The sequence below is a fragment of the Arthrobacter sp. MA-N2 genome, from assembly GCF_000517125.1.
Lineage (GTDB): Bacteria > Actinomycetota > Actinomycetes > Actinomycetales > Micrococcaceae > Arthrobacter > Arthrobacter methylotrophus.
Genome location: NZ_KI912155.1, coordinates 1,464,766 through 1,485,990, shown reverse-complemented (window position 1 = coordinate 1,485,990; position 21,225 = coordinate 1,464,766). Strand labels below are relative to the sequence as shown.

The following is a 21,225-nucleotide window of genomic DNA, read 5'->3' as shown; positions in this document are numbered from 1 at the left end:
TTGGGCACATCCGATGTAAAAACGGGTGATTTGAGGTAACCAAAATCCTTGAATTCTAAGGATTTTTCATGCCCTGATTAGGACTGAAAAGGTTTCAAATCCCACCGTCACCGCCACTTGAAAGGCCCCTGCTTCCCTTTGTTTACAAGGGAACGGGGGCCTTTTGCTTTGGCCAAATCAGGGTTTTGCCCACATTTTGCCCACACTTGCCAGAGAGACGGCGTGATCCAGAGCGTCTGAAACTGAGTCCAGATCCCCGTCGAACAGGTCCGCATAGATGTCCAGGGTCATCGCTGCCGAGCTGTGACCGAGCATTCTTTGCACCGCTTTGACGTTCGCCCCGGCTGATACAGCAAAGCTCGCGGCTGAATGCCGGAGGTCGTGAGGCGTGATTCGTGGCACTCCCGCTCTCTTCACGGCCCCTGCGAACCAGCTCATGTTGTCATCGTGCACGCGTGCGAGGCGGAGGTGATGGCCATTCTCGCCGGGAAACACGAGATCATTTCTGTCCTTGTTCTCACACTGCTGGGGCAGGGGCTCCTATTGGTCTCGCCGGAGGCGTTGCCTTCCTCGCCGCGGGCCTCCTGGTCATCCGGTCCGAGAAGTCCTTGCGGCGCGCTGGCGTTCTTGGCAGGAAGGGTCTCCCCTGGCTGCAGCTGACGGCCACCGTCAGGGGCCACAAGTCGGGGATGTTCCACGAAGTGTTCACCCTCGAAGGCAAAAGCACCAAAGGACAATTGGTCGCCTTCCGGATCAAGGTACCTGCGTGGGCCAGAATGCCGAAGCCGGACCAGGAGCTCACCTTCCATTTGCTCTCCGACTGCGGCCCGGCTGTCATCCTCGCCGTGGGAGAGCGCCCCTGGTATCGGCTGGCAACCCTCTCAACCCCACTCGTTGCATCACGGTCTCTTTCGGGTTGATGAACCCGTCTCGCAGAGCCATCCGTTACCGGGCGCCAAGGATGGCGACCGGTTGGGGGGTAGGGGTGCCTAGTCCTGTCCGAGGTCGCGGACGAACCGGGCGAATCCGGGAATGGTGAATTCGAGCGTGCCGCGTCCGCTGGCTTGGAGGAACCCCTTGTCGATCAGCCTCGCGCGGGGCACGGAGAGGCTTTCGCTACTCACACCAAGGATCCTTGCAACGTCGGTGCGGCGGACGGCGTCGTCACCGTTCGAGGCCATTGCAGCCATGAAGTCGCGTTCCCCGCTTGAGGCGTTAGCCCATCGCGCTCGGAAGAGGGCCTCCAAGTCTGCCTCCATGGCGTCGCGTCCGATGCGCACGTGTGCCGCGGTGATGGTCATGCCCGGGTCCGGGCGTCCGGCCGCCGCCCAAGCAGCGTCTCCGATGAGCTGGACCATGTAGGGATAGCCGCTTGCGACCGTGACGGCTTCCTGAAGCGCATCCCGTTCCCAGTGCACCCCGAGCTCTTGCGCAGGGACAGCGAGAGCAAGCTCTTCAGCAGCAGGCTCGAGCGATGGAAGCGGCCGGTAGGCGAATCGTTCGCTGAACGTGACCGCCGCGGCGACAGCGTCTGAAACATTTGGAAGCCCGGCGGTGAGGACCGCCGCGGGCACATCCGCCCCTTCAGCCTGCAGATGCTGCCATGTGTACGCGAGCGTGCGAAGGCCCTCCGGATCTGCTGATTGAATCTCGTCGATGAGAATCACCAGTCCGCTGTGTCCGTCACCGGCGGCCGCGGCTCGTACCAGCGCTTCGAAGGCTAGGCTATCCGCCGGAGCCGATGCGTCCTCTGCGGCGCGAAGGGTCGCGTCCGCTCCGGCAATACCAGGCAGGCCGATGCGTACAGTGAGGCTCTCGAGTCTCGACCGGACGGCCTTGCGGGCCTCTTCGCGCCATCCTGCCGTCGCCCGCGAGATCTCGGCGGCAAGCTGAGGAATGAGGCCGGAACTTTCTCCTGCCGTGACCCAGATTGTGAGTACGCCGCGCTCCTGCGCGCGGCGCTGGTATTGGCGCAGAAGGGACGTCTTCCCAAAGCCCCGGGGAGCATGGTCGACGCGAATCCTGCCTACAAGCCGCCGCAGGTCCACCAGGTAGGAAAGCCGTTCGTCGAAGTCGGCCAACTGCTGGACCCGGCCGGGGATCGTGCGCGCGATCTCACCAGGGGTGTAGGGACTCGGCTGCATAAGCACCTCTCATATCGTTTGTTATAAATCTGCCGCTCTGTAACAAACGATAAGCGCCAAAGCCTCTTCCACGGAAACGAACACGCAGCGTCCGTGCCGCTTTGTCCGGTGGCCGCGGAATGATTGGCAGGAGAGTCCTACATAGGTGGGCAGGTCTCTCCGATCTTCATAGTCGAGGCGAACTGCGGAGGATCGGCTTACGGGCGAGTCGAGTCACCGTAACTGAGGGAAGAATTCGCTATTCCGCCTTCGGTGTGAGCCTCAGGTACGAAAGATCCCGGCTCCCTGAAGGGCACCACCGTCCGGCCTCAAAGCAGCTCGAACGTGAGCTGCTGCCCTCCCAACTCACTGACTGTCACTCCGCACGTCCCGATCCCTCTTGCCTTTCTCCCTCAACCATACGAACGCGGAGGCCACGATCACGATGACCCCGATGACGATGCCGCCAGGGCTCGAGCCGATAATCGAAAGAATCAGGCCGACCCCTCCGAGAACAACCGCAATGGCGATTAGCCAGCGCAAAGAACGATCAAAGGAAGACATTCTCAAGTACCTCATCACCGGAGATTGGACGGCTGCCAGCATGGATGCGCTCGGGCGTGGGCTCCCGCAATAAGAGAATCGGGGCTAACACCATGACGGGCACTACTACTGGGATGTGAATTCCCCAATAGATCCTGGAACGTCTCTCTTGTGGGTGAACCCACAGCTTCATGGTCAACGCTCTCGTCATCGGTTGTGCCGTTGTGTCGACAGCGTAGCAGCAGGTCCGATAAGGGATCGCCTACCGGGACGGGTGGCTCCCGGTTGAGAGGCTTATTCGCACATGGCGTCCTTGCCTATGTTCCGTCGTATTCTTCCGTCAGCGGGCGTTCCTTGATTGCTATAGGGAGCCATCGAATTAGACGTTAATTATTGGTGTGAAGCGGATTTTGGGGAGCTTTCGGTCGGCTGGGTGAGCTCTGTGAGTTCCCCGGTATGGAAGGCGATACGTTCAAAGAGCGGGACGAGGAGTTCCGTGATTTCTCGTCCTACTTTGGTCAGCGAGTATTCTACGTGCGGTGGCATGGTGGGCTTCTGTTCTCGAAGTATGAAGCCGTCTGAAATCAAGGATTGCAGGCACTGGGACAGCATCTTCTCACTGACACCGTCCAAGGCGCGCCTGAGCTCATTCCACCGAAGAGTACCGTCCGATAAGGCGAGCAGGATAAGCGTGCCCCACCTGTTCGTCACGTGACCCAGGACAGCGCGGGTGGCGCAGTCGGCCGGGATAGACAGCGTGGAACGGTGAGGGTTTTCTCCTGTTTGAGGCATGCCCTCATCATACTTACTAAATAGTGGGTACCGTATGTTTGGAATACTTCGATTCCTGGCGTCCTTTTACCTGGTGCGCTCACAACAGTGAGCGTGTCGCTGTCCTTCGGAGAATATATATGTCATCCAACATGTCACCCGTCATTGTCATCTTCGGAGCCGGACCCGGCCTGGGAGCTTCGGTAGCCCGCCGCTTCGGTCGGGAAGGTTTCCGGGTGGCCCTTGTCGGGAGGCGCCAAGACCCCCTTCTAGAGTTCGCCGAGTTGCTGAAGGCCGAAGGCATCGAAGCCGCACCGTTCGCCGCCGACCTGTCCGACCCTGCACGGGTTCCCGCTCTGGTTGCCGGCATTCGTGAGCGGTTCGGCCGTATCGACGTCATTGAATATGGTCCTGCCAGTGCAGCGGACCAAGGGTTTGTCCCAGCTGCGCAGCTGGATGTTGTAGCTCTGGAAAAATACATGCGCCTCTTCCTGCTCACTCCCGTGGAAATCGTTCGTGAGGTTCTCCCCGAGCTCATCGACCGTGACAGCGGTGCGATCCTTGTAACCCATGGGTCTTCGTCCGCCACAGGGATACCCTTCCTTAGCGGTGTCGGGCCGGCCATGGCGGCCATGCGCAACTATCTTTATTCGCTCAACGGCGAGCTTGAAGGCACCGGGGTCTACGCAGGTACCCTCACCATCGGAGCCCTCATTAGCAGTGGCGACTCCCTCACTGACCAGGCCTTCCCCGGTGACGCCGAGGCTGCCACCACGTTCCCGACTGTTCACCCCGATACTCTCGCTGGACTCTACTGGGATATGTATGTTCAGCGCCGTGCCGTCGAACAGGCCTACCCGGAGCTGGTCGCCGCGGTATGAACACCACTCACCGGTAAGTGAGTGGACGACACCGCCGAGTTCGATCAGGTGAGAATGTGGTCGGGCTCGGTGGTGCGCTAGCCAAATTGTCCCCCAGACGAGACCTTCGGCAGCCAATCAAATCGCATCTAGTAGCAGCGGAACGAGAATGATTGGGCCCTCCGCACAGAAACCAGATAGGGCACTTCCTTTTGGTATCGAGTCGATGGCATCGTCCCGTTAGGGGTCCGTCCGGAATAGCATCTAAGACCGTCCCGTTAGCCGGTGAGCCCACGGACCGCCCGGCCATTAAGGTTCGTTCAAAGACAAGGGGAACTGCGTCAACGGTTTCTAGACATGATGTAAATTTACTAGGCGTTTCGCCAAGCGAGTAGAGATGCCCGTCCTGACCTTGTTTGCCGCGTCAAAGTCCATTGTGGGCGCTCGGGACCGGGCATACGCTGGGAGAGGCACAGGCGGTGGGCATTTCCACCGCGTTGAGGGGCGCTGTATGGACACCAACTCCATCATCACCGACACCTTCCACCGGCCCCTGCGGGACCTGCGGATTTCCGTCACGGACCGGTGCAATTTCCGTTGCGTCTACTGCATGCCCAAGGAGATCTTCGGCCGGGACTTTGTTTTCATGCCGCGGGACCAGTTGCTGACCTTCGAGGAAATCACCCGTTTGGCCTCGATCGCGGTCGGGCATGGTGTGCGGAAGATCCGGCTGACCGGCGGGGAACCCCTCCTCCGGAAGGACATCGAGGAACTGGTCCGGATGCTGGCGAGCTTGCGTACCCCTGACGGGCTCGCACCGGATCTGGCCATGACCACCAACGGCTCGGTTCTGGCGCAGAAGGCTCAGGCCCTCAAGGATGCCGGGTTGAATCGGGTGACGGTGTCCTTGGATTCCCTCCGCGAGGAGACCTTCCAAGCCATGAACGACGTCGGTTATCCCGTGGCGAAGGTCCTGCATGCCCTGGAGGTCGCCCAAGCGGCAGGGCTAGGGCCGGTGAAGATCAACATGGTAGTGAAGCGCGGGATCAATGACCAGGACATCCTCGGCATGGCACGCCATTTCAAGGGAACTGGATTCATACTGCGCTTCATCGAATACATGGATGTGGGTGCATCCAATGGATGGAGAATGGATGAGGTGGTTCCGTCCGCCGAGGTCCTGGCCCGCATCGGCGCGATGTTCCCGCTGGAGCCGGTGGAGCCCAACTATCCGGGTGAAACCTCAGGCCGCTGGCGCTATGCGGACGGCAGCGGCGAAATCGGGGTCATCTCCAGCGTGACCCAGGCCTTTTGCCGAGGGTGCACCCGGGCCAGGCTTTCCGCCGACGGCAAGTTGTTCACTTGTCTCTTTGCCACAACCGGTACGGACCTGAGGGCACTCCTCAGGGGAGGCGCGTCCGACGTCGAGCTCTCGACGGCGTTGTCCGCCCTCTGGGGTGCGCGGACAGACCGCTATTCGGAACTGCGCAGTGCCCACACCTCCCAAGACAGTGCCCATACACCTAAGGACCCCGCCGCGGTACACAAAATCGAGATGTCATACATCGGTGGATAGCCGCCCCTATGCTGGTGCCATGACGCAGACGTCGATCAGCTCCGCCGCAGCGCTGGCCGAAATGCTGGCCGCCACCGGCTACCTCGCCGATGAGGGCTTGGCCACCATCGGATACCTGGCCCTGAGCATGGAACGGCCGCTGCTTCTGGAGGGGGAACCAGGAACCGGCAAGACCTCACTGGCCGAGGCCCTCGCAGAAGGATTCAAGCTGCCGCTCATCCGCTTGCAGTGCTACGAGGGAATCGACGCCACGCAGGCGTTGTATGACTGGGACTTCACCGCCCAGATCCTGCATCTGCGCAGCGTGGAGGCCAGCGGCGGTGCCGGAATGAGCGTGGCCGAATTGGAAAGCTCCCTGTACGACAAACGGTTCTTGCTGGCACGGCCCATCCTCAAAGCGCTGCAGGAAAGCCCCGCGGTGTTGCTGATCGACGAAATCGACCGGGCCGACGACGAGTTCGAGGCGTTCCTGCTGGAAGTTCTCTCCACCTACCAGGTCTCCATCCCCGAGTTCGGCACAGTCAAGGCGGACACCGCGCCCATTGTGGTACTCACCTCCAACCGGACGCGCGACCTTCACGATGCGCTCAAACGTCGCTGCCTCTACCACTGGATCGACCACCCGGGGCTAGCCCGGGAAGTCGAAATCGTACGAACCCGGCTCCCCGAGGTGCCCGCGCTGCTGGCGGAACAGGTGGTGCGCGTCGTCCAACAAATCCGGGCCACCGACGAGGTGCTCAAGCCCCCCGGCGTCGCCGAAACCCTGGATTGGGCCCGTGCGCTGCATCAGCTCGGCCGGGCCGAGTTGGACCTGGCCTCGGCCGCGGCCAGCATCGGTGCATTGTGCAAGTACCGCGAAGACACCGAGCGGGTCTCGGCAGCCCTGTCCCGGATGCTCGGCTGAGCCCATGCCCCCGGCAGGACAGCGCACCCCGGCAGGACAGAGCACCCCGGCAGGGCAGAAACCAGAGCAGCACAGTGCCGAAGAGATCCTGCTGGCCTTTGCATCCGCGGTGCGAGCGGCCGGCGTGAAAGTGACCGCGGATCGGGCACGCAGCTTTGTCGACGCCGTTGGCAGGCTCGCCCTGGACCGCCGCTCGGACGTCTTCTGGGCGGGCCGTGCCACGATGTGCGCCTCGCCGGAGGACCTGCCGGCTTACCAACGGGCCTTTGAGTCCTGGTTCGCGGCGGAACATTCAGCGGCCCAGCGTCTCGAGTCGTCCGCGACCTCCGTCACCGCTGCCGCTTTGGACAACGACGACGGCGGCGGGGAGGGCGGGCGCGAACAGTTGGCGGCGCTCGCCAGCCGTCGGGAACGGCTAAGGCATCGCGACGTTGCCGTCCTGGACGACTCCGAACGGGCCCTGCTGCACCGCATGTTCGAGGAACTCCCGGTGCGCTTGCCCACCCGGCAGACCCGGCGCAGACACTTGGACCGGCACGGCGACGTCGACCGGGTGCGGACCCTGCGTGACCAGCTCCGCCGCGGCGGGGAACCGGGGCCGTTGCGCCGTGCCCGGGCGCCGCGCAAACCCCGCCGGCTGGTGTGGCTGATCGATGTTTCGGGCTCGATGGCGCCCTACGCGGACAGTCTGCTCAGATTGGCCCACCGGGTGGTGGAAGCCGCCCCGCGCCAAGTGGAAGTGTTCACCCTGGGCACCCGGCTGACCCGGGTGACCGCGGCACTGCGGGTCCCGGACGCCGACGCTGCGTTGGCTCTCGCGGGCCGCACTGTCCCGGACTGGTCCGGGGGAACCCGGCTTGGCGAGGTGCTGCGCGCGTTCAATGACCGCTGGGGCCAGCGCGTGATGGTGCGTGGCGCCGTCGTCGTCATTTTGAGCGACGGATGGGAGCGGGGCGACCCTGCCCTGTTGGGACGCCAAGCCGAGCGACTGCACCATCTGGCCCGGAGGATCATTTGGTCCAATCCGCACCGTGGCAAAGCGGGATACCAGCCGCTACAGCAGGGAATCAGGGCAGTACTGCCGCACGTTGACTACTTTATAGGGGGGCACTCAATGCAGAGCTTCGAGGAATTATTGGACGTGGTTGCCCATGCGTGAAGTCTTGGACGATCTGGTGGCAGCCATAACGGCCGGCCACACAGTGGGACTCGGAACGGTGGTGCGCACGTTCCGTTCCGCACCGCGGCCCGCGGGGGCCGCGATGATGGTCGACGCCGACGGCAGCGCGGTGGGCTCGGTGTCCGGCGGCTGTGTCGAAGGCGCGCTCTACGAATTGGCCACCAAGGTGGTCCAGTCCGGCAAGCCGGTACTCCAGCGCTACGGCATCAGTGACGACGCCGCGTTCGAGGTTGGCCTGACCTGCGGCGGGATCCTGGACATTTTTGTCGAGCCGGTTTCCACTGGGATCTTTCCGGAATTGCCGCAAGTAGCGGACGACGTCGGCGCCGGCCGGCCAGTGGCCGTCGTCACCGTGATCGAACACCCCGATCCAGCTTGGCTGGGCCGTCATTTGGTGGTCCGTCCGGAAGGGTTCGTCGGCTCCCTGGGCAGCGAGCGCGCCAACCATGCGGTCTGCGACGACGTCCAGGGCCTGCTGGCCGCAGGCCGCAATGCCACGCTGATGTACGGACCTGACGGGCAACGCCGCGGGGAGGGCATGCGCGTGTTCGCCCTCAGTTTCGCTCCCCAGCCGCGGATGCTGGTGTTCGGCGCGATTGACTTCGCCGCCGCCGTCGCCAAGCAGGGCAGCTTCCTCGGCTACCGGGTGACGGTGTGCGACGCACGCGCGGTGTTCGCGACGGCGGCCCGGTTCCCGCAGGCGGACGAGGTAGTGGTGGAATGGCCGCACCGCTATTTGCAAGCGCAGATCGCTGCCGGCCAGGTGGATGAGCGCACGGTGATCTGCGTGCTGACGCATGATCCGAAATTCGATGTCCCGTTGCTGGAGTTGGCGTTGCGCCACGAGGTTGCCTACGTCGGGGCGATGGGGTCCCGACGCACGCACCACGACCGTTTGGAACGGCTGCGCGAAGCGGGCCTGACCGATGCCGAGTTGGCCCGGCTTTCCAGCCCGATCGGCCTGGACCTGGGGTCCCGCACGCCAGAGGAAACCGCCGTGTCCATCGCCGCCGAAATCATTGCGCTGCATTGGGGTGGCGGCGGTCAGCGTTTGAGCACCATGGAAGAACGGATCCACCACGAACCCACGGCCGACTCGGACCACGAGGATGCCGGGTACGAACTCAAGTCGAGCTAAGGCGCTTGCCCGCTCCGAGGAGTAACCTGTGTCACATCAGGACTGGATGCCGGGCCGTCGTGCTCGTCCTCCAAGACGACAGGAGATCCCCATGGCGAGTTCCAAGACGATCACCGTCCACGTCGATGATGTGAGCTACACCGATAATGTCGAGCCACGATTGCTGCTGGTCCAATACCTGCGCGAACGGCTCGGCAAGACCGGCACATTGATCGGCTGCGACACCACCAACTGCGGCGCCTGCACCGTCCATCTGGACGGAGTCAGCGTCAAATCCTGCACCGTGTTCGCGGTCCAGGCAGACGGCCACAGCATCACCACCATCGAAGGCCTGGCCCGGGACGGCAAACTCGCCCCACTCCAGCAGGCGTTCCACCAATGCCACGCGCTGCAATGCGGTTTCTGCACGCCTGGAATGATCATGCAATCCGCGTCCCTGCTGAACGAAAACCCGCACCCCACCGAGCAGGAAATCCGGGACGGCCTGGAAGGAAACCTGTGCCGGTGCACCGGGTATCAAAACATTGTCGCAGCGGTCCAGGCCGCCGCAGACGGTACGGTTTCCGCGGACAGCGACGAAACGGAAACGGCAGGTGTGGCATGACCACCACTGAAGTCGGCCGGGCGCGCCTCCGCAAGGAAGACGCGCACCTCATCACGGGACGTTCCAGATACACCGACAACATCACGCTCCCGGGCATGCTGCACCTGGCCATGGTACGCAGTCCGTTCGCCCACGCGAAGATCATTTCTATCGACGCCTCCGGCGCGAAGTCTTCGCCCGGCGTCGTTGCCGTGCTTACCGGAACCGATGTGGCCGAGCTACAGGGAAGCCTGCCTAACGCCTGGCCGATCACGCCGGAGCAAAAGGCTCCGGCCCACCCGGCGATCGCCGTCGATACCGTGGCTTTTGCGGGCGAAGTGGTGGCGTGCATCGTTGCGCGCACCGCGGCCGCCGCACGTGACGCCGTCGAACTGGTGGATGTCAGCTACGAGGAGCTGCCCGTCGTCTTGGACCTCGAGGAAGCGCTGAAGGATGAGGTGCTGGCCCACCCGGACCTGGGGACCAACAAATCGGCTACCTGGATCTTTGACTCGGGCGAGGCCGGGACCGGCACGCCGGTCGCCGAGGCGCTGGAGGCCGCCGAAGTCCTCATTGAGCGCACGTTCTACCAGCAGCGGCTCATCCCCGCTTTCATGGAACCCCGATCGACCCTGGTTGACCCCACGGGTGAGCAGATCACAGTGTGGTCGGCCACCCAGATACCGCATATTCTGCGGCTCATGCTGGCTCTGACGCTGGGCATTCCGGAAAGCAAAGTGCGCGTGATCGCCCCCGATGTGGGCGGCGGCTTCGGCGGAAAACTTCAGGTGACCCCGGAAGAAGCCATCACCGTGCTGGCCGCCCGGCACACCGGCAAGCCCTGCAAATACACCGAGACCCGCAGCGAGTCCCTCATGGCGGCGCACCACGGCCGTGCCCAAGTGCAGAAGCTGAAGCTCTCGGCCACCAAGGACGGAATCGTCACCGGACTGGACGTGCATCTGCTGGCGGACATGGGCGCCTACCTGGGCCTGGTCACCTCCGGAATCCCGATCCTGGGCGCCTTCATGTACAACTCCATCTACAAGTTCCCGGCCTACCGCTTCGAATGCACCAACCTCTTCACCAACAAGGCATGGACCGACGCGTACCGCGGTGCGGGTCGACCGGAAGCTACCTTCGCGATCGAGCGTTTGATGGACGAACTCGCCGTCGAACTGGACATGGATCCCCTGGAGCTGCGGGAAAAGAACTGGATCAAGCACGAGGAATTCCCCTTCACCACCGTCGCCGGGCTCGAATACGACACCGGCAACTATGAGGCGGCCACGGCGAAGGCCGTGGAACTCTTTGGCTACGACGAGCTCCGGGCCGAACAAGCGCGGCGCCGCGAAAGCAACGATCCCGTCCAGCTCGGCATCGGCATCTCCACCTTCACCGAAATGTGCGGGCTGGCTCCCTCCCGGGTGCTCGGCGCGCTCAGCTACGCAGCCGGCGGCTGGGAGCACGCCCAGGTGCGGGTGCTGCCCACGGGCAATATCGAGGTGGTCACCGGTTCCTCAGCCCACGGCCAAGGCCACGAAACCGCATGGAGCCAGCTCGTGGCGGACAGGCTGGGCGTACCCTTCGAAAATGTCGAGGTACTGCACGGGGACACCCAAACCTCCCAACGGGGCCTGGACACCTATGGCTCCCGCTCGCTGACCGTCGGCGGCATGGCTGTGCTCGCTGCCGCGGACAAAGTGATCGAGAAGGCCAAAGTTGTTGCCGCGCACATGATGGAGGCCAGCGAAGAAGACATCGAGTTCACGGACGGCAAGTTCAGCGTCAAGGGCACTGAACAGTCCACGGCACTCGGTGAAATTGCTTTCGCCGCCTTCTCGGCGCACAACCTGCCGGACGGGTTCGAGCCCAATCTGGATTCGGATGCCACGTTCGATCCGCAGAACTTCTCCTTCCCGCACGGCACCCACCTGACCGCCATGGAAGTAGACACTGAGACCGGACAAGTCACCGTCCGCAAGTACGTTTGCGTGGACGATGTGGGCGTGGTGGTCAATCCGCTGATTGTGGAGGGCCAGGTCCACGGCGGCCTGGCGCAGGGAATCGCGCAGGCCCTTTATGAGGAGGCCGTACATGACGACGCCGGCACCCTGGTCACGGGCTCGTTTGTGGACTACCTGGTGCCCGGCGCACCGGACCTCCCACACTTCACGACGGGGCGCACCGAGACCCCTTCGACCACCAACCAGCTCGGTGCCAAGGGAGTCGGCGAGGCCGGGACCATCGCCTCGACGCCCGCCATTGTCAACGGCATCCTCGACGCAGTGCGGCATCTGGGCGTGAATGACATCAAGATGCCCTGTTCGCCCTCGCGTGTGTGGGCCGCCCTTGCAGAAGCCAAGATGACCGGAGGTGTGCGATGATTCCGAGCGCATTCGATTACGCCGCGCCCACGACGGTCGCTGAGGCACTGGAAGCGCTGGCCGGCGCCGGCGACGACGTGAAGCTGCTGGCCGGAGGGCAAAGCCTCATCCCCGTGATGAAGCTACGCCTGGCCGACCCGGCGATGGTGGTCGACTTAGGCCGGATCGGCGAGCTGTCCGGCGTGAGCGACGACGGCGATGCCCTGCTGATCGGAGCCATGACAACGCACCACCAGATCGCCACCGACCCGCTCATTGCCGCACATGTGCCCTTGTTGGCCCAGGCCGCGGCGACGGTCGCGGATCCGCAGGTCCGCCACCGCGGCACTTTCGGGGGCGCTTTGGTGCACGCCGACCCGGCGGGCGACATGCCGGCGCCGGTACTGGCCACAGAGGCAACGTTCATCCTTAGCGGACCGGATGGGGAACGCCGCGTAGCAGCGGCGGACTTCTTCCAGGGCTACTTCACCACCGCCGTCGACGACGGCGAGATCCTCACCCACGTCCGGGTGCCGAAGTACACCGCTTGGGGTTCCCACTATGAGAAGTTCACGCGGGTCGCCCAGCAATGGTCCATCGTCGCGGTGGCCGCGATGGTCCGGGTCGAGGGCGGCACCATCGCCGAAGCCCGGATCGGACTGACCAACATGGCCAGCACGCCTTTGCGGGCCACCGCCGTCGAACAGGCACTGATCGGTGCCTCATTGACCCGGGAAGCGATCGCCGCCGCCAGCTCGCATGCTGCCGATGGCACCGATCCGGCCAGTGATCTCAACGGGGACGCGAGCTACCGACGCCACTTGGCCGAGGTCTTGACGAAGCGGGCCGTTATCGCGGCCACCGGGCTCTAACGGATACGGCGAGAGGAAGACGTGGAACTCAAACATCACTTCGTGGTTCCCAGTTCGCTGGAGGACACGTGGAATTCCTTCAACCAATTGGAAGAAATAGCGCCCTGTTTCCCGGGAGCGACTCTCACGTCCGTGGACGGCGACCAGTTCACCGGCACGGTCAAGGTCAAACTCGGGCCCATAGCGATGATCTACACGGGAACCGGCGAATTTCTCGAGAGAAACCAAGAAACGCACACGGTGGTCATTTCGGCCACGGGGAAGGACAAGCGCGGCAACGGCACCGCAGGCGCCACGATAACTGCAGTGCTGAGCCCCGACGGTGACGGCACCTCGGTAGACGTCACCACCGACATGAACGTCACCGGTAAGCCGGCCCAATTCGGCCGGGGCGTCATCCAGGACATTTCGGACAAGTTGTTGGCGCAGTTTGTCCAGTGCGTGATCGGGAAGGCGCGCGGCGGGGCCACCGAGGATGCCGAGCCCGACGGCGGAGACTTGGCGGCGCCTGCCGAGTCCGGGACGGTTGGGGGCGAGGTGGCGGAGCCCCTGGAGCCCGCCGCCGGACCCACCACCGCGAGTCCCGCGGTACCGGTGGCTGCGCCTCCGGCTGTGTCTGCGTCTGTGACTGCGCCGCTGTCCGCGCCGTCGTCGGAATTGGATCTGGGTTCGGCCATGTGGCCGGTCCTGGTTCGCCGTTTCGGCCCGGTGTTTTGCGTCGCCGCTGTGCTGGTCCTGGTCGCCTGGCTTGTCCGGCGGTGTGGAAAGGACTGAACGCACCACTGAGCCCGTGCCGATGCCGGCTTCGCTTGATGCTGGCTTCGGACGGCGCGGCGGTCTTGCTGCGCGCCTCAAGGCGTCGATATCATCAGGGTGGGTTATGCAGCCGGCCCTCGGAACTTTGCCATGGAGTGACCCATGATTCGCCGGACCCCCGCCTCCCCGAAGATCCGCACGGCTGGAACTGCGCTGTGAACGCGCTCTTAGCCTCATGCCTGGAGGGTGAACTGGATCCAGTCGGGGGGCTTGCCAGTCTGTCCATCGCCGAACTTAATTTCCTAGCGGACGCTCTCTTCAGGCTTCTCGACATCGGGAAGCCTGAGTTCGGGATCAAGTCCTGGTACGACGGGGTCCTGGACGAGTTGGCTGCCCGCGGCGAGGTGACGGCTACCCACTCGCGCGGGGACTAATCCTCGGGTCCTGCGGAAGCAAAGGCCTCGAAGCGGGATCTCCCTTGGTCTCAAATTGTTGATTGTTTGCCAGTTCCCGGACCAGCACTTTCAATTCCTGCCTGAACATCGACGTATCGATGGACACCTTGGCCAGGACTTGCTGTTCCGATTCCTGAGCCTGCTCCAGGGCTTCCTTGCCGGCACTGGTCAACGAGACGACGTGTACCCTGCGGTCCTCGGAACTTCGACGGCGGGCCACATGGCCGTGGGCTTCGAGCCTATTGAGGGTTTGGCCCATGGTTTGGGCCTGGACCCGCACGATCTGCGCCAGCGTGGTCTGGGTGATGGGGCCCGTGGCTGCAAGGACTTCCAGGGCGATGACTCCGGCGTGGGTAAGGCCGATCGACCTGAGATTCTCATCCCAAGCGTGTTCCACCAGCCGGGCCGCTGTCGACAACAAGCGCCCGGTAGGCCAACGCTCAATGTCCGGCATGTTTCCCATTGTAACCGTGAGGGGATTCATGGGGCTTGGGGGTTAGCCGGGCGGAGGACGAGCTTCGTTCGACCGCTCTAGAGAGCTCGGATGCAGGCCGCCACTCTTCTATGTTGAATTCCGGCCACGTTGAATTCCGGCCACGCGAGCCGGTCCGCACATTCGGATCGAACAAGTCTTCAGTAATACCGCGGCGGTGGGGGCTGATCCTACCGCCCCTTTTCTTCTAGGCCGTGACCCGGGCGCTGTGGATCATCATGCGCGGCGGGGCAAATATCGGCCGCGCGCGGTTATGTCACCGGAGCTGGGTACGCCTCATTGTTCGTGCTCTCCCTCTCCCCGGGAGGTCCTGCTGGACCAATACGAACCCGACGCCGACATCGCCGGTCTCTTGCAAATCAACGGCCGGGCCCACTTGCCGCATAGCGCACCAAAACGAAAATTGTCAGGAGTCTGCAAATGCAGAGGTCTGGTCGCTTTCTGCTTTGCGGTTTCGCTTTGGAAGTTCGTCCGCGAGGCCAAGACATCGAGGGACGACAGAAACAGTCTCTGACACCCGCGCTTCAGCCGAATATGTCCTCCAAGGAGTCTCCGCAATTGTCATGGCGCTTCCCCCTACGTCCTGTTCAGGCGTGGCCTTTGAGTATCAGATTCCAGTACATGAACGGCAAGCCGTAGCGTTTTAACAGCCACATGTCACGGCGTTCCTTCGTTGTGTCAATAAAGGGAAAGCTGGGGGCCGGCTGAAGTGAATAATCAAATTCAGCCAGCAGCATCTTGCCTCGCGCTGTCGTCAGCGGACAGGAGGAGTAGCCTTCGTACCGGGCCACCGGGATCGCACCGTTGATCGCAGCCAGGAGATTCTTCACCAGCACCGGGGCCTGCTTGCGGATAGCCGCACCGGTTTTTGAGTTCGGAGTGGATCCGGCGTCACCCAGGGCAAAAATTTCCGGGTAGCGGACATGTTGCATAGTGTTTTTGTCCACCTCCACGTACCCGGCAGGGCTGGCAGGATCGGCCAACGGCGTGCGCTTGAGCCAGTCGGGGGCCGACTGCGGCGGCACGGCGTGCAGCAGGTCGTAATGCAGCGATTCCCTGGACCCCTCTTTGCCGTCCGCGATGACAGCGGTCCGGGAAGAATGGTCCACTTCGACCATTTCACTGTTGAAGCGCACCTCGATTCCGTATTCGGCCACCACGCGCTCGAGTTCATTGGAGAAGACCTTGACCCCGAACATGCCCGGCGTGGGAAGAACCATCACCACCCGGATGTCCTCCAGCACCCCCTGGCTGCGCCAGTAATCTGCCGCAAGGTAGGCAATCTTCTGTGGAGCTCCGGCGCATTTGATCGGCCCGGACGGCTGGGTAAAGACGGCCGTGCCGGAGGTCAGGTTCTTGATCATGTTCCAGGTCTTGGGGGCGAGGTCGTAGCGGTAATTGCTTGAGGCCGCAGGCGACTCGATAGCCGCGGCCATGCCGGGGACCTTGTCCCAGTCGAGCTGAATACCCGGGCTGACAACGAGATAGTCGTACGTAACCGTCCCGCCCGAGGCGAGAGCGACGCTGTGCCCTTCCGGATCAATGTTCGCGGCAGCATCCTTGATCCAGGCAACCCCTTGGGGAATGACCGAGGACTGGGGGCGGACGGATTCCTCCTGATAGGCGCAGCCTCCCCCGACCAAGGTCCACAAGGGCTGGTAATAGTGCACCCCCTTGGGCTCGATCAGGCCGATGTCCGTCCGTCCGGAATGACGGAGTCTCGCTGCGACACTCACACCAGCGTTGCCGCCGCCAATGATCAGAATCTCGTGGTGGATGCTCATGTGTAAACCCTTTCGATGAACCGAGCGCTGCGCCTATGGGGCTAAACAACGGTCGCCGTGTTCCAGAGCCTACGTGGGCGGCAAGAGGCAGTGGCTTAAGGTGAAGAAGTCGCCACTGGGTCAAGGACTCTCAGCTCGTCGGGAGGGGCGGCAGCCCCGCAGTAGTCCTGAGTTCCTTTCCTGGGCGGGCGTGCCGTCGTCGACCATAGGCGCCTTTGGCGCATCCCCCTTCATGACCGGGCGCAGAGAGCCACTGAATCTGTGAAGGCTCGCACTGACGCAGCAGTCCCGCGCTCTAGGCCTTGGTCCGATTCTGGCCAGTCAGCTGATCATTACCGTTCGCAGAGGGTGGAGTCGTAACTTTGCATGAGGCAGATCTGCCACTGCTGAGTGTCGGCACCATACTGATTGCCCAGACCATAGCGCCGGGCGTTGACGACTGTCCCGATTGCGGTGCTGGAAGTCGTGAGTGCGTACACTTCTACGCTTGTTAATCCGAATGTCTTTGGCATGTCGTAGTTGAGGAACTCGTAGAACCCGGTCGGGTTCTTTCTGACGATCCAGTACTGGTCGTCGTGCCCACCGTCCCACATCTCAACAGTGGTTCCCGGATACAGAGTGCTCCTCCGAGCGAGGTTGAGCCACCGTCCTGGCACGGTGGTGCTCGCGTAGTTTCCCAAGATGTATGCACCACGGTGCGGGTCGTAGGTGTAGCGCCACCTTTGCGTGGAGCCGGGGTTGTTGAAAGGTGCTTGAACGGTCACGGAGGAACCGCCCGGGACTCCCGGCGGGGCTCCGAGCGCCCGAGTCATCGGCTGGGCACTAGGCGAAATACGATCGTAATTGAGCGGTTCGCCACCGATGCGAGCGATATTCCACTGGTCCTGATCCCGCACCCCGCCCGTGGAATCGACCACGAACACCGAGTTCGAGTCGGTTACCGGCCGGGTCAGGAATCGGCCGTCCTTACTGATAATCCGGAACCAGCCATCACCCGTGCGCTCGAATCTCCACATCGCGCGATCCGAATCACTATAGAGAACACCTAGGAGATTGGTGCCATCGTGTATTAGATACTGATTGGTAATAACATTCTTGAGGCGGTAGTAGCCTGGGCTCGCGCTGACACGCTCAGGGATGAAGATCTGGTGGGGATTCTCATTCGCGGGCCAGGTCGTCACCTCTTTGTTCATGTCCAATGCCCTGTTATGGAACAACTTCGGCCGCATCGCGAACGATTGCCCGTCATACGGGTCGGGTACAGACCCGAATTTGACGCTACCTGCCCCTGCCTGAAGTATGCATTGCGAGCCTGCCGAATCGGCAGCCCTAGCTGCACGGTCCGACCTCAACTCGGCTACACAGTATTGAGGCAATCGAGCACCCGCGGGGACAGGCGTCGTGAAGCTCGGCCCGCCATGACCATCGAAGAAGGGCGGCGTGTAAGACACCGAAGCGTTGCCAAAAGGATGACCGCTGTGCCAACGTTCGACCGGCAGGTTCTCCGGGTTTACAACCGGGGGCATCTGAACAATGGAATTTCGGTTCTCCCATGCTCGAACGGGGGCGCGATCATTGTATTGAATAGCCCCGGCAATGAACTCTGACCGGACTCCCCCAATATAGCCGACCGAATGTTCAGCAAGCTGTCCGGGAAGCGGAACCGCGCCGGCCGTAGCGCGAAGGTCGATACCGCCTGGCGCTCGAACCACATAGGCATAGAGGGCTGCATTAGGGCCGACATCTTCCAGTACCCCCAGGTATGGATTGATCGTGTTGATGGGGGCAGCGAAAACAAAGTTTCCAATGTTTTCTCCAGAGAGAGAGCCGGCCAAATTCCAAGGCTGGTCTCCGAACGGACGGTTACCCCCATTATCCGAAATCCCATTGACGAAGACATCATTCGGCGGCCGGTAACTAAAAGCGACCACCATGTCATTCCAGTAGTAATCCGATCGGGGTACCACGCTTTGAATGGTGGGGCCGGAAGTCCTGAGGATCTCCTGCACCAGATTTTGCACAGCCGCATCGGACATGTTCCGCACATCCGGGTTCGCGGCCGCACTCACGTTCGGGCCACCGAAGTCAACAGCATAAGCAGCAGTCGAAGTAATCGGGACAGCCATGCCTCCCAGAAGGACCATAAGCGCAAAATAAGCCAGCCCAAAGCGCCATCGACGCATGCGAGCCCTCTTGACGCTCCCAGCACGACGCAAACCATCACCAAACCGCCTCGACATGACCAAAACCACGCCCCTCCCCCCTTCAAATCAGCAATGATCCACACTCTGTGTGGTGTTTATAGCCAGACAACGTCTTATAGTGATGGGCTGGTCATGATGACTCGGAACTCGAAGTCGGCCACCGCACTCACTATGCAAGCGAAACGAAACCCGAGGTTCAGATGGCTGCTGCCTATGGTCCCCACCGACGAGCAGCAGCCATCTACTAGTACAGACCAACTGCCAAACTGTGACGAGTCTGCGGCTGCGTGCTCCGACAGCACCCTAGGGTGTGCATGGTCGCCGGACTACTGGCCATCGTCAACACGCATGGATGGCCGGACGGCTGTCATTGGGTTCCGCTTTGTGACTCGCCGGTGCGGCCGTGACGATTTGGTTCAGGTAGTCCTTGTGGATCTGCCGGGGATTTGCAGCCTCTTGGCCGTAGACCGGAACACGGATGCTGCCTGTTGCCCGGCGGGGCTGAGCCTGCGGTTCGCGAGGTGGGCGAGGAGGATCCTGCGTGTCGGGGAGTCGGCGAGAGGTACGGCGATGATGTCCGGGCGCAGCGCACTGAGAGCGAGCTGAGGGGCCAGTGCGATGCCGATGCCGGCGGCGACCATGCCCTGCGTTTCCTGATAGTCGTTGGCGGCGAAGGCGATGCGCGGCTCGAAGCCGGCATCGCGGCAGACCCGTCGGAGGACGTCGGCCACGGGGTGTTCGTCGCGGACGATCCACTCCTGGTCTCTCAGCGTGTCGACCCCCACCGAGCGGTGTGCCGCGACAGGGTGGTCGCTCGGTACGAGCAGCATGGTGGGGTCGTTCATAAGGCGAATGAGAGTCAGGTCTTCGTCCTCGATGCGTTCCCATGGGTAGTCCCACAGCAGGGTGAGTTCGATGTCCCTCCGCCGCAGCCGATCGAGCAGGCCGTCGCGGCGCGCGCTGACTACCGTGACGGCGACCTCGGGGTGGCGGGCGCGGAAGGCCAGCACGACGTCGGGCATGAGGGATGCGCCGACGGTGGGGAACGTGCCCATGCGTAGTTGGCCTCGCCGTAGCCCGGCGAACTCGCCCATCTCGGCCCGGGCGGCCTCGATTGTCCTGTCAATGTCGTCTGCGTAGCGCAGGAGTGCCTGGCCTGCGTCGGTGAGCACGACGCCCCGTGGATGCCGGTCGATCAGCGCGACGCCCACTTCGTGTTCGAGCTTCGCGATCTGCTGGGAGACGGCTGACGTCGTGAAAGAGAGGGCCGTCGCGGCGGACGTGAGGGAGCCTGAACGGCTTACTTCACGGAGCAGGTGGAGCCGGTGCAGGTCAAGGTCGGCCATGCATTGAGTTTAGCGAAAGTGAACGGTAGTCGAGAATCCTGCGATTGTGCTGAAGTCTGGCTCCGTGGATCGTAGAAGGAGCAGGCGCCGTGAGGCGCGACACAACGACACCTGAAGGAAGAAGACCATGCAACTCCGCGGTCACTGGTACCGGGGCGGCACTAGCAAGTGCTGGCTCTTCGACGCCAAAGACGTAGCCCCGCATGCTGCAGGCCATGAGGAGATCCGCGGGCTGCTGGCAAATGCTTTCGGCGCCGCGGATGCCCGTCAGCTCGATGGTGTCGGCGGCGGGACGTCGACGACGTCCAAGGCAGCTGTGGTCTGGGCCACACCTGATGGACCCGCAGACCTCGACTATCTCTTCGCCCAGGTCGGGATCGGAGACCCGACCGTGGAGCTCGGTTCCAATTGCGGGAACTGCGCCACTGCGATCGCCCTCTACGCGGTCCAGTCAGGTGTCGTTCCTCCCGGGGAGGGAACAACGCGGGTCAGCATGCGCAACCTCAACACCGGGGCAGTGCTCAGTGGCACGATCGCGACCCCGGGCGGCAGCATTCCGACGTCGGGTCTTGCCACGGTTCCCGGCAGCAGCGCACCAGGGGTCCCCGTGAGCCTCTCCTTCCACGCCCCATGGGGCAGGACCACCGGCGCTGTCCTGCCCACGGGAAACGTGACCGACGAAATCGCCGTCGGCGGCCTCACGCTCACAGCGACTCTGGTCGACGCGGGGGCCCCGGCAGCCCTTATCCTGGCGGATGAGGCAGGCATCGACCTGTCGTCGATGACCGGCAACCTCGCCGAGCACCTGCCCCGTCTCCTGAAGGCCCGTGCCTCGGCCAGTCTCGCGATGGGGCTCAGGAAGCCCGAAGATCCTCCGCAGAATGCTGTTCCGAAGGTTGGTGTTGTGGCAGCGCCTTGCGACTATACCGCAGCCGACGGAACGAGGATCACGGCGGAAAGCCATGATCTGCGGGTCCGCATGCTCTCGATGCTGACGCCGCACCCAGCCATCGGCCTCACCTCCGCGGTGGCAGTCTCCGTCGCTGCTGCGCTGCCGGGATCGGTGGTAGCCAAGGTGCTGCCTTCCGCAGGCAGGGTTCACCAGGGACCCCGTCTGTTGCGGATCGGAACACCTGCCGGTGTCATCACCACCGAAGTCGTCACCGACAACAACGGCAACGTCACCGAGGTAGTGCTGCATCGGGCGGCCCGCCATCTCGCCGCGGCCGACATCAACGTCGCACAACCTGTCGCGCAGACGGCCTAGCCCT

20 protein-coding genes are annotated in these 21,225 nt (G+C 62.9%); 12 read left to right on the top strand and 8 right to left on the bottom strand.

Features of this window, described 5'->3' with window-relative positions; all coding sequences use genetic code 11:
• Positions 1–177: 177 nt before the first annotated feature.
• On the bottom strand, positions 178–534 hold the full coding sequence (locus A3M3_RS28445; protein ID WP_155854311.1) for a tyrosine-type recombinase/integrase: 357 nt from the start codon (positions 532–534) through the stop codon (positions 178–180).
• A gap of 155 nt (positions 535–689) precedes the next feature.
• On the opposite strand from A3M3_RS28445, the gene A3M3_RS24160 reads away from it, so the two are divergent.
• Positions 690–920, top strand: coding sequence for a hypothetical protein (locus A3M3_RS24160; RefSeq protein ID WP_035741487.1), 231 nt, complete (start codon positions 690–692; stop codon positions 918–920).
• A 69-nt stretch (positions 921–989) separates the two neighbouring features.
• On the opposite strand, the gene A3M3_RS0107570 is transcribed toward A3M3_RS24160, so the two are convergent.
• From A3M3_RS0107570 to A3M3_RS24155, 3 genes are all read right to left on the bottom strand, one after another.
• Positions 990–2,144, bottom strand: coding sequence for an ATP-binding protein (locus A3M3_RS0107570; protein WP_028265841.1), 1,155 nt, complete (start codon positions 2,142–2,144; stop codon positions 990–992).
• Positions 2,145–2,489: 345 nt separating this feature from the next.
• Complete coding sequence (locus A3M3_RS0107565) at positions 2,490–2,687, bottom strand: hypothetical protein (protein WP_155854310.1); 198 nt, start codon at positions 2,685–2,687, stop codon at positions 2,490–2,492.
• A 369-nt stretch (positions 2,688–3,056) separates the two neighbouring features.
• Positions 3,057–3,458, bottom strand: a complete 402-nt coding sequence (locus tag A3M3_RS24155; protein WP_051423004.1) for a winged helix-turn-helix transcriptional regulator — start codon at positions 3,456–3,458, stop codon at positions 3,057–3,059.
• A gap of 119 nt (positions 3,459–3,577) precedes the next feature.
• Here A3M3_RS24155 and A3M3_RS0107555 point away from each other — a divergent pair, with 119 nt between their 5' ends.
• The 10 genes from A3M3_RS0107555 (at position 3,578) to A3M3_RS0107510 (ending at position 14,106) form a co-directional block, all read left to right on the top strand.
• Positions 3,578–4,318 (top strand): SDR family NAD(P)-dependent oxidoreductase, encoded by a 741-nt coding sequence (locus A3M3_RS0107555; protein ID WP_231497204.1) that lies wholly within the window; start codon positions 3,578–3,580, stop codon positions 4,316–4,318.
• 490 nt (positions 4,319–4,808) lie between these two features.
• On the top strand, positions 4,809–5,873 hold the full coding sequence (gene moaA, locus A3M3_RS0107550) for a GTP 3',8-cyclase MoaA (protein WP_028265838.1): 1,065 nt from the start codon (positions 4,809–4,811) through the stop codon (positions 5,871–5,873).
• Positions 5,874–5,892: 19 nt separating this feature from the next.
• Complete coding sequence (locus A3M3_RS0107545; RefSeq protein ID WP_035741484.1) at positions 5,893–6,777, top strand: AAA family ATPase; 885 nt, start codon at positions 5,893–5,895, stop codon at positions 6,775–6,777.
• 4 nt (positions 6,778–6,781) lie between these two features.
• The gene (locus A3M3_RS0107540; protein WP_081736724.1) at positions 6,782–7,936 is read left to right on the top strand and encodes a vWA domain-containing protein; all 1,155 of its coding nucleotides are present in this window, start codon (positions 6,782–6,784) and stop codon (positions 7,934–7,936) included.
• Positions 7,929–9,095 carry an XdhC family protein gene (locus tag A3M3_RS0107535; RefSeq protein WP_028265835.1) on the top strand — a complete coding sequence of 389 codons (1,167 nt, stop codon included), beginning with the start codon at positions 7,929–7,931 and terminating at the stop codon, positions 9,093–9,095. Before A3M3_RS0107540 ends, A3M3_RS0107535 begins: the two co-directional genes overlap by 8 nt.
• 91 nt (positions 9,096–9,186) lie before the next feature.
• Complete coding sequence (locus A3M3_RS0107530; protein WP_028265834.1) at positions 9,187–9,699, top strand: (2Fe-2S)-binding protein; 513 nt, start codon at positions 9,187–9,189, stop codon at positions 9,697–9,699.
• Positions 9,696–12,065: a xanthine dehydrogenase family protein molybdopterin-binding subunit gene (locus tag A3M3_RS0107525; RefSeq protein ID WP_028265833.1), complete on the top strand. Its 2,370-nt coding sequence runs from the start codon at positions 9,696–9,698 to the stop codon at positions 12,063–12,065. Before A3M3_RS0107530 ends, A3M3_RS0107525 begins: the two co-directional genes overlap by 4 nt.
• Positions 12,062–12,916, top strand: a complete 855-nt coding sequence (locus A3M3_RS0107520; RefSeq protein WP_028265832.1) for an FAD binding domain-containing protein — start codon at positions 12,062–12,064, stop codon at positions 12,914–12,916. The genes A3M3_RS0107525 and A3M3_RS0107520 overlap by 4 nt, the downstream gene beginning before the upstream one ends.
• A 21-nt stretch (positions 12,917–12,937) precedes the next feature.
• On the top strand, positions 12,938–13,690 hold the full coding sequence (locus A3M3_RS0107515) for an SRPBCC family protein (protein WP_028265831.1): 753 nt from the start codon (positions 12,938–12,940) through the stop codon (positions 13,688–13,690).
• Between the two features lie 137 nt (positions 13,691–13,827).
• Positions 13,828–14,106, top strand: a complete 279-nt coding sequence (locus A3M3_RS0107510; protein WP_155854309.1) for a hypothetical protein — start codon at positions 13,828–13,830, stop codon at positions 14,104–14,106.
• On the opposite strand, the gene A3M3_RS24150 is transcribed toward A3M3_RS0107510, so the two are convergent.
• The 4 genes from A3M3_RS24150 to A3M3_RS0107490 form a co-directional block, all read right to left on the bottom strand.
• Entirely contained in the window at positions 14,084–14,581 is a 498-nt protein-coding gene (locus A3M3_RS24150) for a MarR family winged helix-turn-helix transcriptional regulator (protein ID WP_051423302.1), read from the bottom strand. The two genes, A3M3_RS0107510 and A3M3_RS24150, sit on opposite strands and share 23 nt — an antisense overlap.
• Before the next feature lie 626 nt (positions 14,582–15,207).
• Entirely contained in the window at positions 15,208–16,404 is a 1,197-nt protein-coding gene (locus A3M3_RS0107500; RefSeq protein WP_028265829.1) for an NAD(P)/FAD-dependent oxidoreductase, read from the bottom strand.
• A gap of 332 nt (positions 16,405–16,736) precedes the next feature.
• Positions 16,737–18,530: an RICIN domain-containing protein gene (locus A3M3_RS0107495; RefSeq protein WP_155854308.1), complete on the bottom strand. Its 1,794-nt coding sequence runs from the start codon at positions 18,528–18,530 to the stop codon at positions 16,737–16,739.
• Between the two features lie 494 nt (positions 18,531–19,024).
• Entirely contained in the window at positions 19,025–19,954 is a 930-nt protein-coding gene (locus tag A3M3_RS0107490; RefSeq protein WP_028265827.1) for a LysR substrate-binding domain-containing protein, read from the bottom strand.
• Between the two features lie 127 nt (positions 19,955–20,081).
• On the opposite strand from A3M3_RS0107490, the gene A3M3_RS0107485 reads away from it, so the two are divergent.
• A complete protein-coding gene (locus A3M3_RS0107485) occupies positions 20,082–21,221 on the top strand; it encodes a PrpF domain-containing protein (protein WP_028265826.1) in 1,140 nt (379 codons plus the stop codon).
• The last annotated feature ends 4 nt before the right edge of the window (positions 21,222–21,225 follow it).

Bases quoted from the DNA above. Each gene is read 5' to 3' on its own strand.
- A3M3_RS0107540 (WP_081736724.1), top strand. From the start codon at position 6,782: ATGCCCCCGGCAGGACAGCGCACCCCGGCAGGACAGAGCACCCCGGCA.
- A3M3_RS0107520 (WP_028265832.1), top strand. From the start codon at position 12,062: ATGATTCCGAGCGCATTCGATTACGCCGCGCCCACGACGGTCGCTGAG.
- A3M3_RS0107565 (WP_155854310.1), bottom strand. From the start codon at position 2,687: ATGTCTTCCTTTGATCGTTCTTTGCGCTGGCTAATCGCCATTGCGGTT.
- A3M3_RS0107500 (WP_028265829.1), bottom strand. From the start codon at position 16,404: ATGAGCATCCACCACGAGATTCTGATCATTGGCGGCGGCAACGCTGGT.
- A3M3_RS0107535 (WP_028265835.1), top strand. From the start codon at position 7,929: ATGCGTGAAGTCTTGGACGATCTGGTGGCAGCCATAACGGCCGGCCAC.
- A3M3_RS0107545 (WP_035741484.1), top strand. From the start codon at position 5,893: ATGACGCAGACGTCGATCAGCTCCGCCGCAGCGCTGGCCGAAATGCTG.
- A3M3_RS0107530 (WP_028265834.1), top strand. From the start codon at position 9,187: ATGGCGAGTTCCAAGACGATCACCGTCCACGTCGATGATGTGAGCTAC.
- A3M3_RS0107495 (WP_155854308.1), bottom strand. From the start codon at position 18,530: ATGGCTGTCCCGATTACTTCGACTGCTGCTTATGCTGTTGACTTCGGT.
- A3M3_RS0107485 (WP_028265826.1), top strand. From the start codon at position 20,082: ATGCAACTCCGCGGTCACTGGTACCGGGGCGGCACTAGCAAGTGCTGG.
- A3M3_RS0107525 (WP_028265833.1), top strand. From the start codon at position 9,696: ATGACCACCACTGAAGTCGGCCGGGCGCGCCTCCGCAAGGAAGACGCG.
- A3M3_RS24150 (WP_051423302.1), bottom strand. From the start codon at position 14,581: ATGCCGGACATTGAGCGTTGGCCTACCGGGCGCTTGTTGTCGACAGCG.
- moaA (WP_028265838.1), top strand. From the start codon at position 4,809: ATGGACACCAACTCCATCATCACCGACACCTTCCACCGGCCCCTGCGG.
- A3M3_RS24155 (WP_051423004.1), bottom strand. From the start codon at position 3,458: ATGCCTCAAACAGGAGAAAACCCTCACCGTTCCACGCTGTCTATCCCG.
- A3M3_RS0107570 (WP_028265841.1), bottom strand. From the start codon at position 2,144: ATGCAGCCGAGTCCCTACACCCCTGGTGAGATCGCGCGCACGATCCCC.
- A3M3_RS0107490 (WP_028265827.1), bottom strand. From the start codon at position 19,954: ATGGCCGACCTTGACCTGCACCGGCTCCACCTGCTCCGTGAAGTAAGC.
- A3M3_RS0107555 (WP_231497204.1), top strand. From the start codon at position 3,578: ATGTCATCCAACATGTCACCCGTCATTGTCATCTTCGGAGCCGGACCC.
- A3M3_RS24160 (WP_035741487.1), top strand. From the start codon at position 690: ATGTTCCACGAAGTGTTCACCCTCGAAGGCAAAAGCACCAAAGGACAA.